The following is a 15,131-nucleotide window of genomic DNA, read 5'->3' as shown; positions in this document are numbered from 1 at the left end:
GGGCCCTTTTTTAATCGTCGGCTTTTTCCACTAAATCTGAAAAGAGTCCGTACACATACGATTCAGGATCAAATTCCTGGAGATCATCAACTTTTTCACCTAACCCGACTAGTTTAACCGGGATGTGAAGTTCGTTGCGGATCGCAAGGACGATACCGCCTTTTGCCGTACCGTCAAGCTTCGTTAAAGCAATGCCGGTAACATTTGTTGCTTTAGAGAACTCTTTCGCCTGTGCCATAGCGTTTTGGCCGGTTGTGGCATCAAGGGCAAGCAGCACTTCATGCGGCGCTTCAGGCACTTCTCTTTCGATGACGCGCTTCACTTTTTCAAGCTCTTTCATTAAGTTTACTTTGTTTTGGAGACGCCCTGCCGTATCACAGATTAATACATCGGCATTTCTTGCTTTGGCAGCATGGACAGCATCGTAGATGACAGCCGCAGGGTCGCTACCGGCGGTCTGCTTAATGACAGGAACTCCCGTACGCTCTCCCCATACTTCAAGCTGTTCAATGGCGCCTGCTCTAAATGTGTCTCCGGCAGCAAGTACGACAGATTTTCCTTCTTGCTTTAGTTTATGGGCAAGCTTTCCGATCGTTGTCGTTTTGCCGACTCCGTTTACACCCACCAGAAGGATTACATTTAAACGGCCATCCTGGATGTTCAACTCAGAAATTTGCTCATCTCCGCTGTTATAAATCTCGACCAGCTTCTCAGAAATAACAGACTGGACTTCCATCGGATCTTGAATATTTCTGCGTTTCACTTCTTTTTTCAGCTCATCTATTAATTCCATAACGGTTGTAAAACCGACATCCGCGCTGATGAGAACCTCTTCAAGCTCTTCGAAGAAATCCTCATCCACTTTACGGTAACGGGACACAAGATCATTCACTTTGTTTTGAAAGGAGTTTCTTGTTTTTTCAAGGCCATCCTTAAACTTTTCAGATACGGAATCTGTCTGTTTTGTGATTTTCTCTTTTAATTTTTTAAAAAAGCTCATCTTTTAACCTCTTTCCTCGTTACTGAACGAATTCTTTTGTTTCTTCCAGCTTAACTGAGATTACCTTGGAAACACCGGATTCCTGCATTGTTACGCCGTATAGCACATCCGCTTCCTCCATCGTCCCTTTTCTGTGGGTAATCACGATAAACTGGGTATCGCTGCTGTATTTTTTTAAATACTGCGCAAAACGGAACACGTTCGCTTCGTCGAGCGCAGCTTCTACTTCGTCAAGGACACAAAACGGCACAGGACGAACCTTTAGGATTGAGAATAAGAGCGCTATTGCAGTAAGCGCACGCTCTCCGCCAGACAGAAGGTTTAAGTTTTGCAGTTTTTTCCCCGGCGGCTGTGCGATAATCTCGACTCCTGAGTGAAGCAGATCGTTAGGATCGGTGAGCCTCAGTTCAGCTCGTCCTCCTCCGAATAGGGAGCGGAAGACTTGATCAAAGTGTGAGCGGATTTGAACGAATGTGTCGTTAAAGCGTTTCGTCATTTCTTCATCCATTTCTTCAATCACTTGGAACAGAGTATTTTTCGCTTCTGTCAAATCTTCTTTTTGTTCTGACAGAAACTTATACCGTTCGTTGACCCTCTCAAACTCATCTATGCTTCCGAGGTTTACGGTGCCCAGCTCTTCGATTGCGAGTTTAATCAGCTTCACGCGCTTTCTGGCTTCCTCTGGATCAGTTTCAAGCTGATATTTCTCTTTTGCCCCCTCAAAGGACAAGCTGTATTCCTCCCGTAAGTACTGGAGTAAATTATCAAGCTCTACTTCCATTCGGCCGAGTTTGACTTCTTCGTCTTTTAAGAGCGTTGTTTTTTGTTTATAAAGGCGTTTCATTTCTTTCAGCTCACGCTCATACGTATCAAGCCCATGCTGAAGCTTGATACGCTGATCGCGTCTTAACGCAATCAGTTCGATCGTTTTCGTTTTGTCATTCAATTTATGTTTTGCGGCTTCTTCCAGCTTTTCTTCGCCGCTGGTGCTTGAAGACATCTCTGACGTTAAAAAGCTTAAGTCTTCTTTCGCCTCTTTTAACGCAAACTCTGTTTCTGTGAGCTCTTTCTTTAATCTGGCAAGGTTGTCCTCTTCACCCTTGCATGCCTGTTCTTTTTTGGCCGCTGTGATCTTCAGCTCAGTCAGCTCGTTGGAGAGAGACTCTTTCGTTGACGATTGTGTTTGTTTTTGTTTTGTCAGTCTGTCAATATCCTCTTCAAGCTGTTTCATCTTTTCTGATACGGAAGAAAGCTCTTCTTCCAGCTTGTGTTTGCGTGTTTTCTTCTCTTCATCGCTTTCTGACAGAGCAGATTTTTCTTGATCGTAGAGCTCTAAATGGGTGTTGATATTTTTCTCGGCAACTTGTAGTTCGTACAGCTGGCCTTTTACATCCTGCTGCTTTAATCTTAAGCCTTCCCCGGTTTCTCTTAAGTCAGCCAGTTTTTTCTCCATATCCTGAATGGATTGCTTAAGGGTTTTGACTTCTTGTTCAAGCAGTGCTGTTTTCTCTTCCATTTCAGCGAGCCGTTTGCTCACATCTTCAAGCTCCCGGCTTCTTCCAAGCAGGGAGTTATTTTTCTTTTTAACCGCGCCGCCCGTCATCGAACCACCCGGATTCACGACATCTCCCTCAAGGGTTACGATGCGATACCGGTGACCGAGAAGCTTCGCAAGCTCGTTTGCTCCCTTTAAATCCTCTGTGATCAGCACGGTTCCAAGCAGGTTCTGGATGATGCGCCGATATGCAGGATCAAATGTGACCAGTTCACTGGCAACCCCGAGAAATGACGAGTGCTGTGCTGCTGTTTCCGCGTCACGGCTTTGAAGCTGGCGGTCCCTGATAACAGAAAGAGGCAGAAACGTCGCCCGGCCGAAGGAATTCTGTTTTAAATATTGAATCGCTTTACGGGCAGACTGTTCATCGTCGGTCACGACATGCTGGGCAGAAGCGCCGAGCGCAATTTCGATGGCCGTTTCATACTTCCGTTCTGTTGAGATCAGCTCAAGTACAGCTCCGCGAATTCCGCCAAGGCGCTCTTTCGCTTTCAGCACTTCTTTAACACCTTGATAAAAGCCGGAGAAATCTCCCTGCATCGTCTCAAGCATGTCCTTTTTTGATCTCGCTTGCTGAACGTATTGGTATGCCTGATACAGAGCGGATTCACTTTTTTCGTATTGGCGCTTTTTCTGCTCATATTTTGTCTGCATGTCACGATATGCACCGACTTGACTGTGAATCTCCTGCTCAATTCGGGCAAATTCCGTTTCACATGCGGCTTTACGCGCAGATATATCTCGCCGTTCCTGCAGATGCTTTTCATTGTTGTCCGCAAGCCTCTGCAATATAACAGCGGATTGGGACATCTGGTCATCCAGCAGCTGGAGCTCATTACGAATCGAAGCCTGGCTGTTCAAAAGCTCAAAGTAATCGCTTTTCAGCTGTTCGATTTTCTCTTCGACATTTTCATTGTGAAGACTGAGAGCCTGCTGCTTTTCTTTTACCTGAGCTCTTAACTGTTTCACCTCTGTCTGAAGCGTTTCGAAGACAGCTTCCTGCTTCGCTAGCTCTTCTTTCAGCACCGTTTCTTTTTGCTGAAACTGAACGATGGCTTCTTCAAGCTGTTCTTGGTTCTGCACAGCGTTTTTCTTGCGTTCTTTCAGGACTTCTTTACGGCCTTCAAGCTTTTCCAGCTCTTCACTCGTTGCCAGTAAGACTTGCTGGAGCTCATCTACTGATTCATCAAGCGCTTGAATTTTGTCTCGCGTATCCTCAATCTTTGCTTCTTTCGCAGAAATCGCAGACGATTCTGCGAGCTCTTCTTCTTTGGCGAGCTGTACCTTCTCTTTAAGAGTTGACCATTTGCCATGCAGCTCTTCGATATCATAGGCTGTCAGCGCAATTTCAACATGCTCCAGCTCTTTCTTTTTCTCCAGGTAGTCTTTCGCTATTGAAGCTTGAATTTTAAGAGGTTCAACCTGTCCTTCTAGCTCATGTAATATATCTTCTACCCGGTTTAAATTGTCCTGTGTCTCAAACAATTTATTTTCTGCTTTTTTCTTTCTCGTTTTATATTTAAGCACTCCGGCCGCTTCTTCAAAGATACTGCGGCGATCCTCCGCTTTACTGCTCAGGATCTCTTCCACTTTCCCTTGGCTGATAATAGAAAATGCTTCTTTACCCAGGCCAGAGTCCATAAATAAATCAATAATATCTTTTAAGCGGCACGGCTGATTGTTAATCAGAAACTCACTCTCGCCTGATCTGTACACGCGTCTTGTGACACTGACCTCATGGAAGTCAATCGGCAAGAAATGATCATCATTATCAAGAGTAAGCGTAACTTCAGCTAGATTTAATCGCTTTCTCGAATCACTGCCGGCAAAAATGATATCTTCCATTTTTCCGCCGCGAAGAGACCGGGCTGATTGTTCTCCGAGAACCCAGCGAATGGCATCTGTGATGTTGCTTTTTCCGCTTCCGTTCGGTCCGACAACCGCTGTAACGCCTTTTACAAAATCTACGGAAATCCGTTCTGCAAATGATTTAAATCCTATAACGTCTAAACGTTTGAGGAACATAGCGATCCTCCTTATGTAATAAGTATTTCAATTCTATCATAAACATGGGTGAAATAAGACGGCATACATACTGAAATCCCCCTTACGACTCAGGGGGATTTTATTGTTTCGTATGGTGTTTTTGCAATTTAGCTAAAGCTTCCTGAGCAGCGTGCTGTTCGGCTTCTTTCTTTGAACGGCCATTTCCGACTCCGAGTGGTTCACCCTTTAGAGATACGATGGCTTCGAATTCACGATTGTGCGCAGGACCTTTTTCGTTGGAGATTTTATACTCCAGAGAGCCTTTGCCGTCCCGCTGCACATATTCCTGCAGCTGGCTTTTGAAATCCATCACATGAGAAAAAGCACCATCGTTAATTTTAGGGAACACATAGACTTTTAAGAAACTTTCGACCGGCTCTAACCCCTGGTCAAGATACAAGGCTCCGATAAATGCCTCAAAAACATCCGCCAATAGAGCAGGACGCTTTCTTCCGCCTGTCATTTCCTCACCTTTACCCAACAGGACAAGGTCGCCGAATGACAGTTCATGAGCCAATGAAACGAGAGACGGTTCGCATACAATCGCGGCTCTCAATTTCGTCAAATCTCCTTCACTCATAGCCGGGTACTTGGCAAATAAGAATCTGGAGATCGTCAGTTCCAAAACAGCGTCACCTAAAAATTCAAGCCTTTCATTATCTTCATACGGCTTTTTCCGATGCTCATTCACATAAGATGAATGTGTAAATGCTTGATACAAAAGCTTTTCATTTTGAAAGTGAACCGAAATCCGTTCTTGAAACTCTTTAAATTGTTCTACTTTTTTATAGAACTTTTTTTTATCTTTATAATGTGAGTGTTTTGACATAGTAACCTCCATAGGCACATCAGGTTCACCGCGCTTCTCTGACTAAACCGGATACAGCGCGCGTAAAAGCGGCATGCTGTAATAACTGCACGAATAAAGGGCTAAAGCCCCGCGTTTCGGCGGGACTTTTAGCATCAGCTTATTGCTGGTTTTGTATGTAGTTCACAGCGTCGCCGACTGTTGCAATCTTTTCAGCATCTTCGTCAGAAATTTCCATATCAAACTCGTCTTCAAGTTCCATAACAAGCTCAACTACATCTAGGGAATCAGCACCTAAGTCTTCCTTGAAAGAAGCTTCAAGTTTGACGTCTGCTTCATCAACGCCAAGGCGATCTACGATGATTTTCGTTACACGCTCTAATGTATCTGCCATAGCAATTCACCTCCCCTCAAGTATTATAGTGGATTCGTTTTTAAAAAACTAGAGAAACTATGATGAAATTTTTGAGAAAAAAACTTACATCACCATTCCGCCGTCAATATGAAGCGTTTGGCCTGTCATGTAACGGGCTCCCTCTGAAGCAAGGAACGTGACAACGCTGCTGACATCGCCAGGTTCGCCAAAGCGCGCGAGCGGAATTTGTTTCAGCATTTCGTCTTGAACGTCTTTTGAAAGCTTATCTGTCATATCAGTTGAGATAAATCCAGGCGCAATCGCATTTACCGTAATATTGCGGCTTGCGAGCTCCTTAGCAGAAGATTTTGTTAAACCGATCACACCGGCTTTTGCAGCCACGTAGTTGGCCTGTCCAGGATTTCCGCTGACGCCGACGATAGACGATACGTTAATAATCCGGCCTGAACGCTGTTTCATCATTTGTCTTGTAACAGCTTTCGTGCAGTTGAAAACACCCTTCAGGTTAATGTTAATGACATCATCCCATTCATCTTCTTTCATTCTCATGATGAGATTGTCTCTTGTAATTCCGGCATTATTAACAAGAATGTCAATCGTAGAAAAAACAGATAGCGTTTCTTTTATCATGTTTTGTACATCTTCGGGATTTGATACATCCGCTTTGACAGCAATTGCTTTTCTGCCCATTGATTTGATTTCATCTACGACTTCATTTGCTTTCGCTTCATTGCCGGAGTAGTTCACGACAACGTTTGCGCCGCTTTTTGCCAGGTCAAGGGCGATTGAGCGGCCGATTCCGCGGGATGCGCCAGTGACAATAGCTGTTTTGTCATTAAGCATTTTCATTCTCCTCCTTAAGCGTTTGAATTGCCAGCTCGATCGTTTCCGGATCTGATACAGCAATTGTTTTTAAGCGTCTGTTTACTTTTTTCACAAGGCCTGAAAGCACTTTTCCGGGACCAATTTCAATAAAAGTCGTCACACCCTCTGCAATCAGCTTGTTAATGCTTTCCTCAAAACGAACCGGAGAGTATAGCTGCTCAATGAGTTTCTCTTTGATGTCTGCCTTATCAGTCATAACATCAGCAGAAACATTTGAGATGACCGGAACGTCAGCGTCTTTTACTTCACAGGAGTCCAGTACTTCTTTCAGTTTTTCAGCAGCAGGCTTCATCAGTTCGGAATGGAACGGACCGCTTACTTCAAGCGGGATTGCGCGTTTTGCACCGTTCTCTTTTGCCTGTTCAGACGCAAGCTCTACCCCTTTAGCTGTTCCGGAAATAACGATTTGTCCGGGACAGTTGAGATTCGCAAGCTGTACAAGGTGGCCTTCCTCCGTGACTTTATCGGTTACTTGCTTTAGTGCTTCAGCATCCATGCCGAGAATCGCAGCCATAGCTCCTTCGCCAGCCGGCACCGCTTCATTCATAAACTCGCCGCGTTTTCTGACGGTATAAACAGCATCTTTGAAAGACAGTGCGCCAGACGCAACCAGTGCGGAATATTCACCAAGGCTGTGTCCTGCTGTGAAATCAGGTGTAATGCCTGATTCTTTAAATTTCTCAAGAACAGCAATGCTTGTCGTCAGCAAGGCAGGCTGCGCATTGTATGTAAGTGTTAATTCTTCAGCATCACCTTCAAAAATCAGTGAGCTGAGTTTTGTTTCCAATGTTTCATCCGCTTCATCAAACAGACGTTTTGCAGCAGGCACCTGCTCATAAAGCTCTTTTCCCATGCCGATAAATTGTGATCCCTGACCCGGGAATAAAAATGCAATCTTACTCATGATGTAAAAACCTCCAGACTACTCATCTGTTTTTTCTTCTTTAACTTCTTTCTGAATGAGCGCAGCCACATTTTGGCTGACCATCTCTCTTGCTTGCCGAATCGCATGAAAAACAGCATTAGAATCTGAAGAGCCGTGCGCCTTGATCACAGGCGCTTTTAAGCCAAAAAGACTTGCTCCGCCATAATTCGAATACTCCATTTTCATTTTCATTTCTTTCAACTTTGGCTTCAGCACAGCTGCTGCAAGCTTTGATGTGAGATTAGACGTCATTACTTCTCTCATCATTTTAAAAATAGATAACGCAGAGCCTTCCAGTGTTTTGAGTGTAACATTCCCGGTAAAGCCGTCTGTTACTACAACATCCGCCACATCATCTAAAAGGTCTCGCGCTTCCACATTTCCGATAAAATTAATATTTGCTGTTTCTTTTAAAATTTGAAACGTCTGCTTCGTCAGTTCGTTTCCTTTTTTATCTTCTGTTCCGACATTTAAAAGCCCGACTCTCGGTGAAGTGACACCGCGCACTTGCTGAGAATAAACAGAACCCATGATGGCGTATTGAACGAGGTGCTCCGGTTTGGCATCGACATTGGCGCCAACATCAAGGAGAAGAAAACCGTCTCCTGAAACGGTCGGAAGTGTCGGGGCAAGCGCCGGGCGGTCAATTCCTTTAATTCTTCCGACAATAAACAGACCGGCTGTCATTAATGCACCGGTATTTCCTGCTGAAATGCAGGCGTCAGCTCTGTTTTCCGCAACTTCCTGCGCCATAAGGACCATAGATGAGTTCTTTTTTCTTCTCACGGCGCGGACCGGTTCATCCGTAGGCTCAATCACTTCATCTGCGTGCAGCACCGTGATGCGATCTGATGTTGTGGTTAAGTGTGATTCTATCGTTGTTTTGTCACCGACAAGTGTGATATGGAGATCATCAAATGCCTCTATCCCCTTTATAACTCCGTCAATAACAGCTTTGGGAGCGTGGTCTCCTCCCATTGCATCTACAGCTATTCTCATGCATGCTCCACCTTTATGAATGTTTTGAACGGTACATGTCAAAATGTCCAGAAAAAACAATTTCTTCGCCGACATAGCTGTTCACTTCGACGACCGTTCTTCCTTTTTCTTTTTCGACTGCCGTCACTTTCGCTTTCGCTACGACACGTTCACCCTGCTTTACCTGTCTTGTAAAGCGGATGTCTGCACTTGCAGTCAGCGCCAGCTCGTCATCAATGACTGCAACGGCCAAAGAATTCGCCTGGGCAAATAAATGGTGCCCTCTCGCAATCTGATTCCGGCTGAACACATGCTCCTGTTTTATTTCTAAAATGGATATCGCCTGATCATCCAGCTCAAGGTCAATAATTTCTCCGATAACTTCGTCCAGTGACAGAGATTTCACTTCATCTTCAAGCGTTTTCTCTGCCACATTCTTAATTCTTTCTCTCAGCTCCGGTATGGAAAGCTCTAAGCGGTCCAAACGTATCGTCTGAATGCTCACCCCAAATTTACCCGCTAATTCTTCGTCTGTAATAAAGGGGGTTATTTGAATCGTCTGCTGAAGTAATTCCTGGCGTTCTCTCTTATTTCTTCTCATATCTAAACACCATCCGGACAATTAAGACTAGGTACTAATAGTAGTATATAATTTCATAGATTGGAATGCAACGATTGTTTCTGGCTGAACACCAAAAACTTCTGGTGCTCAGCTCAATTTTTCCCCGTCCATTACGCCGCTCTTCAGCAAATGCTCTCTCAGCGCACCGTATTCCGGCTCCTTCCAGAACGCGTCAGAAGCCACAAGATTCGAAGCATCCTGCCTTGCTGTTTCAAGCGCTCTGTAATCATGAACCATGTCCGCCACCTTGAATTCAGGCATACCGCTTTGTTTTTTCCCGAAGAAATCCCCGGGGCCTCTCAGTTCAAGGTCCTTTTCAGATAGCTCGAAGCCGTCATTGGTCTCGGACATGATTCTCATCCGTTCTTTTCCTGTTTCTGATTTAGGGTCGGCCATCAGAATGCAGAAAGATTGATGCTCACCCCGTCCGACACGGCCGCGCAGCTGGTGAAGCTGTGACAGCCCGAAACGGTCGGCATCATAAATCACCATAATGGTTGCATTCGGAACATTCACGCCAACCTCAACAACAGTGGTTGATACGAGAATTTGACAGTGATTCGCGCTGAATTCTCTCATGACCTGATCTTTTTCATCAGAATGCAGCTTTCCGTGCATAAGACCGACGTTCCATTTCCCCCGGAAAATGTCAGAAAGCATATTGTACACGTCAATGGCGTTTTGCACATCAAGCTTGTCTGATTCTTCAATCAGCGGGCAGATGATATAAGCCTGCCTGCCCTGCTTTAATTCTTTTTCGACGAATGCCAAAATACGGTCCAGCATGTCATGCTTTACCCAATAGGTTTCGATTTGTTTTCGTCCCGCCGGCATTTCATCAATGACAGATACATCCATTTCACCGAACACTGTAATGGCTAACGTTCTTGGGATTGGAGTGGCTGTCATAAAGAGAACATCGGGATCCTGCCCTTTGTTCCGAAGCTTTTTGCGCTGCTCAACTCCAAATCTATGCTGTTCATCTGTAATAACGAGGCTCAGCGCCTTAAACTCCACTTCATCTTGGATTAAAGCGTGGGTTCCTACAAGAATATCAATCTCTCCCGCCGCAAGGCGCTCAAGCAGTTCTTTTCGCCGCTTTCCTTTGACAGAGCTTGTCAAAAGGGCGACGCTGACATCCCACTTTTCAAATAGTGAAACGAGCGAATCAGCATGCTGTTCGGCCAGAATTTCTGTCGGCACCATGAGCGCTCCCTGGTATCCGGACAGAATCGCGGCATACAGCGCAATGGCGGCGACTGCCGTTTTTCCTGATCCTACGTCCCCTTGAAGAAGACGGTTCATTCTGTATGGAGAAGACATGTCTGATGTTATTTCGCGAAGCACGCGCGACTGGGCGTTTGTGAGGGGAAACGGGAGGCTTTTGATAAATCTCATGAGTTCTTCGTTTGAAAAACGCTGCCGTATCCCTTGAGTCTGCTCTCTTTCCGCCTTTCGGAACGCCTGCATTTTCAACTGAAACAACAAAAATTCTTCGTAAACAAACCGGCGTCTGGCAAGCTTTAACGCTTCTCTTGTTTCAGGCTGGTGCATTGCTTTTAACGCCTGTTGATAGTCCGGCAGCTTATAGCTTGTTCTTAGCTTTTCCGGAAGAGGATCCGGAAGTGAGTCTGCATATTGGGTCAGCGCCTGTTGAATAAAGCGTCTCATCATTTTGACGGTCACATTTTCTTTCACAGAATACACTGGTTCAATGCTTTTATCCTCTTGATGCGGCCCGTTTTTTAACTCCTGAACAGAGATGGTTTGGCGGTGCTTGTCCCATTTACCGGAGACCGTCACAACAGAGCCAAGCGAAAGCTTTTTCTTCAAATAAGGACGGTTAAAACATACGGCTGTGATTAAATAGTGGCCGACAAGAAGCCTGAATGTCAGCCGGTTTCGTTTCTTTCCGTAATAGGTAAGAGAAGGCTCTGAATGAACCTTCCCTTCGACGGTAACTCTTTCATCATGCTTCACTTCTTCTAAATCCCTCAGCTCGTAGTCATCATAGCGATAAGGGAAATAATTCAGAAGATCAGAAATGTCATAAATACCGAGTTCATTCAATGTTTTTTCTGTTTCCGGCCCAATACCCTTAATGTTAGCTATACTAGTTTGCTGATGTTGTTTCACGTGAACCTAGCGCTCCTCCGAAAATTTTTTTCTCTAATTCTCTTCCAGTCGGTGTTGCTGCTAAACCGCCCTGTCCTGTTTCTCTAAGTGCAGTGGGCATCGTTTGGCCAATTTTATACATTGCATCGATAACCTCATCACATGGGATGCGGCTTGTAATGCCTGCCAATGCCATATCAGCAGCAATCATCGCATTTGACGCGCCCATTGCATTCCGTTTCACGCAAGGCACTTCAACAAGCCCCGCAACAGGGTCGCACACAAGGCCAAGCATATTTTTTAATGTAATGGCCATGGCCTCTGCGCTTTGTTCGGGCGTTCCGCCTGCCATTTCAACAATCGCCGCAGCTGCCATGCCTGAGGCTGATCCAACCTCTGCCTGACATCCCCCGGCGGCGCCGGAAATACTTGCGTTATTAGCCACAACAAATCCGAAAGCACCGGCCGTAAATAAAAAGCGGATCATTTGTTCTCTTGTTGGGTTCAGCTTTTCTTTTACAGCAAATAACGTGCCTGGCACCACACCAGCAGAACCTGCAGTCGGTGTCGCGCAGATCGTTCCCATGGCTGCATTTACTTCATTTGTTGCAACAGCTTTCGATACCGCATCTAAAATCAGCGGTCCAGACAGGCTTTTTCCTGATTGAATATAGGCCTGCAATTTAACGGCATCCCCGCCTGTTAAGCCCGTTTGGCTCGTAACTCCCTCGAGTCCTTTCTGAACCGCCGCTTCCATAACAGTCAGATTGTGATCCATCTGCTGAAAAATCTCTTCTTTTGTTTTTTCTGTTACTTCCATCTCTTGTGCGATCATTACCTCAGAGATGGATATTTGCTTTTCTTTAGTAATCTCAATTAATTCCTTTACATTACGAAACATAACTGGCTCCTCCTGACCTTTCTCTAGTCAGCAATCTTTGTCACTTGAATAATATTCGGCAGCTTCGACAGCTCGTCGAGAACGTGGTCGTCAATATTTTGATCGACTTCTATTGTCATCAGCGCAAGCTGGCCGATATCTTTTCGGGCTACTTCCATATGGCCTACGTTGATTGAAAATTTCGCCAAAACATTGGCAACACCGGCAATCGTGCCAAACTTGTCATTATGAACAACCAATATGGCCGGATGATTTCCTGAAAGCCGGAGTTCAAAACCATTTAATTCTGTGATTTCAATCTTTCCTCCGCCAATTGAAATACCCGTCAGCTCAAGCTCTCCCTTTTCATCAGAAATGGTGATTTTGGCTGTGTTCGGATGGACCGGGACAGCATCTTCAACCCGAAACTCTATATCAATTCCTTTATCTTCTGCAATTTTTATAGCGGTTTTAATTCGTTCGTCGAATGTATCAAAATCAAGCAATCCGCCGATAATCGCGACATCTGTGCCGTGGCCCTTATACGTTTCCGCAAAAGAGCCGTAAAAGGATACGACGATGCTCTCAGGCTCTCTGCCAAATAAACTTCTGGCCACTCTCCCAATTCTCGCCGCTCCCGCTGTATGCGAGCTGGACGGACCGATCATAACCGGGCCGATAATATCAAAAACGCTTCTGTATTTCATGCTATTCCTCCTTATGAACAAGAGCTTATAAGCGCTTTGCTTCTAGACTAATTGATCACATATAAAATGGCAAGCGGGCGCGTTACAGCGCTGCCGCACTTAAAAGCAGACATAAGAATAGAAGGGCGAATCGCCCTTCTATTCTGCAGAAACTATATACGAATACAGCGGCTGTTTTCCGTTGTGGATCTCAACCTCAATCTCCTCGTACTTTTCACTAAGAAACGCTTCAAGCTCCTCCGCTTCTTCCTGAGACGCATCCTCACCATATAGGATGGTGACAATTTCGTCGTCTTCTCCGATCATTTCTGACATCAGCATTTTCGCGGCTGACAGCTGATCTTCAGCAGTGCCGATAATCGTTCCATTCAGAATTCCCATAAAGTCGCCTTTTTTAATATCTTTGCCGTCAATATGAGTGTCTCTGACTGAGTACGTCACCTGCCCGCTTTTTACTTGCTGAATGGCGCTGAGCATATTGGCTTCGTTCGCTTCAGTTTCTTGATCCGGATTAAATGCCAGCAGGGCTGACATCCCTTGCGGAACCGTTTTGGCAGGAATGACAAAAACCTGTTCACCCATTACGCTGGCCGCTTGATTAGCAGCCATGATGATGTTTGAGTTATTCGGTAGGATAAACACCGTTTCTGCATTTACAGATTTCACGGCCTCGACAATATCCTCAGTGCTCGGGTTCATGGTCTGCCCGCCTTCAATCACAACAGAAGCGCCGATGCTTTTGAATAAGTCAGAAATGCCTTCTCCCATCGCTACAGTCACAATGCCATACGGCTGCTTTGCCGGCGGTTTTTCGTTCTCAGCAGGCTTGCTTTCTTGGCTGATGATGGAGGTATGCTGTTCTCTCATATTTTCTATTTTAATTTTGATCAATTCACCGTAATGCTGGGCATAGTTTAATACATTTCCCGGCTCTTCCGCATGAATATGAACCTTTGCCAGCGATTCATCCGCAATGACTAACAGAGAATCACCGAACTGGCTTAGGTCTTGTCTGAACGTGCCTTCGTCGAATTCTCGTTTTGTCTGATCGAGCCTAACCATCACTTCGGTACAAAAACCAAATTCAATATCTTCGGTATTCATCATGCTTTGCGCGCTCTTGTGATGCTCTGCGCTGACCATGTCGTCAAGTGACGGAAGAACTGCTTTCTGAGGCACAATTTCACCTTTTAATGAAGCAAGAAAACCTTCATACACACAAAGCAGGCCTTTGCCGCCGCTGTCGACGACTCCTACTTCCTTCAGGACAGGAAGCAATTCAGGGGTCCTGTTTAAAGACGCCTCTGCTTCACCTGTCACAGCAGTCATCAGCGCTGTGATATCGGTTTCTTTTTCTGCCAGAGCCACCGCTTTTTTCGCAGCATCTTTTGCAACTGTTAAAATGGTGCCTTCTACAGGTTTCATGACAGCTTTATACGCCATATCAACACCTGCTTGCAGTGCTTGTGCAAACTCTAACGCATTAATTTCTTTTTTCGTTTCAATGCTTTTACTGAAGCCGCGGAACAATTGGGACAGGATAACTCCTGAATTTCCGCGTGCTCCCATGAGCAGTCCTTTAGATAACGCGGAGCCCACCTTACCGATATCATCCGTATCCATTTGCTCCACTTCTCTTGCTCCGGAAGTCATCGACAGGTTCATGTTTGTTCCCGTATCGCCGTCCGGCACCGGAAACACGTTCAGCGCATCAACCGCACTCGCGTTTTGAGACAGATTCTGCGCTCCCGCAAGAATCATCTCGGCAAAGGTTCTGCCGTCTAATGTTCTGATAGACAATCCTACTCCTCCTAACTACGGGTTCGTCACTCGTACGCCTTGGACATAAATATTGACAGAGTCCACTGCCAGTCCGATGGTTTGGTTTACTGTGTACTTTACTTTTGTTTGGACATTATGTGCCACTTCAGAAATTTTCGTGCCATAGCTGACAATGATATACATGTCAATATGTATCTGTTCTCCTTCTTGGCGAACTTGGACACCCCTGCTGAAATTCTCTTTCCGAAGGATTTCAGTCAGTCCGTCTTTAATCTGGTTTTTGGAGGCCATGCCGACAATGCCGTAACAGTCAATCGCCGCCCCTCCTGCAACCATCGCAATGACTTCATTAGATATATCAATCTGCCCGTACTTCGTTCTTAATTCAATGGACACACTAGTTCCTCCTTCGAATGCATAGAGTTACAGCTATTCTACTATATGGTTTCCAT

General features: G+C 45.3%; 13 protein-coding genes. All 13 read right to left on the bottom strand.

Going from position 1 to position 15,131, the window contains the following annotated elements; genetic code table 11:
- Positions 1-10: 10 nt before the first annotated feature.
- The 13 genes from ftsY to M1M80_RS08735 all read right to left on the bottom strand — a co-directional run bounded on the left by ftsY (position 11) and on the right by M1M80_RS08735 (position 15,075).
- A complete protein-coding gene (gene ftsY / locus M1M80_RS08795; protein WP_003238594.1) occupies positions 11-1,000 on the bottom strand; it encodes a signal recognition particle-docking protein FtsY in 990 nt (329 codons plus the stop codon).
- Between the two features lie 19 nt (positions 1,001-1,019).
- Complete coding sequence (gene smc / locus M1M80_RS08790; RefSeq protein ID WP_060398616.1) at positions 1,020-4,580, bottom strand: chromosome segregation protein SMC; 3,561 nt, start codon at positions 4,578-4,580, stop codon at positions 1,020-1,022.
- Positions 4,581-4,680: 100 nt separating this feature from the next.
- Positions 4,681-5,430 carry a ribonuclease III gene (gene rncS / locus M1M80_RS08785; protein ID WP_003232030.1) on the bottom strand — a complete coding sequence of 250 codons (750 nt, stop codon included), beginning with the start codon at positions 5,428-5,430 and terminating at the stop codon, positions 4,681-4,683.
- Between the two features lie 139 nt (positions 5,431-5,569).
- Complete coding sequence (gene acpP, locus M1M80_RS08780) at positions 5,570-5,803, bottom strand: acyl carrier protein (protein WP_003154310.1); 234 nt, start codon at positions 5,801-5,803, stop codon at positions 5,570-5,572.
- Between the two features lie 84 nt (positions 5,804-5,887).
- Positions 5,888-6,628 (bottom strand): 3-oxoacyl-[acyl-carrier-protein] reductase, encoded by a 741-nt coding sequence (fabG, locus tag M1M80_RS08775; protein WP_003238596.1) that lies wholly within the window; start codon positions 6,626-6,628, stop codon positions 5,888-5,890.
- The gene (fabD, locus tag M1M80_RS08770; protein ID WP_003238597.1) at positions 6,621-7,574 is read right to left on the bottom strand and encodes an ACP S-malonyltransferase; all 954 of its coding nucleotides are present in this window, start codon (positions 7,572-7,574) and stop codon (positions 6,621-6,623) included. The genes fabG and fabD overlap by 8 nt, the downstream gene beginning before the upstream one ends.
- An 18-nt stretch (positions 7,575-7,592) precedes the next feature.
- Positions 7,593-8,594, bottom strand: coding sequence for a phosphate acyltransferase PlsX (gene plsX, locus M1M80_RS08765; protein WP_003238598.1), 1,002 nt, complete (start codon positions 8,592-8,594; stop codon positions 7,593-7,595).
- Between the two features lie 13 nt (positions 8,595-8,607).
- A complete protein-coding gene (gene fapR / locus M1M80_RS08760) occupies positions 8,608-9,174 on the bottom strand; it encodes a transcription factor FapR (RefSeq protein ID WP_003238599.1) in 567 nt (188 codons plus the stop codon).
- 108 nt (positions 9,175-9,282) lie between these two features.
- Positions 9,283-11,331 carry an ATP-dependent DNA helicase RecG gene (gene recG / locus M1M80_RS08755; protein WP_060398615.1) on the bottom strand — a complete coding sequence of 683 codons (2,049 nt, stop codon included), beginning with the start codon at positions 11,329-11,331 and terminating at the stop codon, positions 9,283-9,285.
- A complete protein-coding gene (sdaAA, locus tag M1M80_RS08750; protein ID WP_003238601.1) occupies positions 11,309-12,211 on the bottom strand; it encodes an L-serine ammonia-lyase, iron-sulfur-dependent, subunit alpha in 903 nt (300 codons plus the stop codon). Before sdaAA ends, recG begins: the two co-directional genes overlap by 23 nt.
- A gap of 23 nt (positions 12,212-12,234) precedes the next feature.
- Positions 12,235-12,897 (bottom strand): L-serine ammonia-lyase, iron-sulfur-dependent subunit beta, encoded by a 663-nt coding sequence (sdaAB, locus tag M1M80_RS08745; RefSeq protein WP_003238602.1) that lies wholly within the window; start codon positions 12,895-12,897, stop codon positions 12,235-12,237.
- A 138-nt stretch (positions 12,898-13,035) separates the two neighbouring features.
- On the bottom strand, positions 13,036-14,697 hold the full coding sequence (locus M1M80_RS08740; RefSeq protein ID WP_060398614.1) for a DAK2 domain-containing protein: 1,662 nt from the start codon (positions 14,695-14,697) through the stop codon (positions 13,036-13,038).
- Positions 14,698-14,712: 15 nt separating this feature from the next.
- On the bottom strand, positions 14,713-15,075 hold the full coding sequence (locus M1M80_RS08735) for an Asp23/Gls24 family envelope stress response protein (protein ID WP_003238605.1): 363 nt from the start codon (positions 15,073-15,075) through the stop codon (positions 14,713-14,715).
- Positions 15,076-15,131: the final 56 nt, after the last annotated feature.

Source organism: Bacillus inaquosorum, from assembly GCF_023238325.1.
Taxonomy (GTDB): domain Bacteria; phylum Bacillota; class Bacilli; order Bacillales; family Bacillaceae; genus Bacillus; species Bacillus inaquosorum.
The sequence above is the reverse complement of the archived record's forward strand: the minus strand, read 5'-3'. Positions and strand labels throughout refer to the sequence as shown.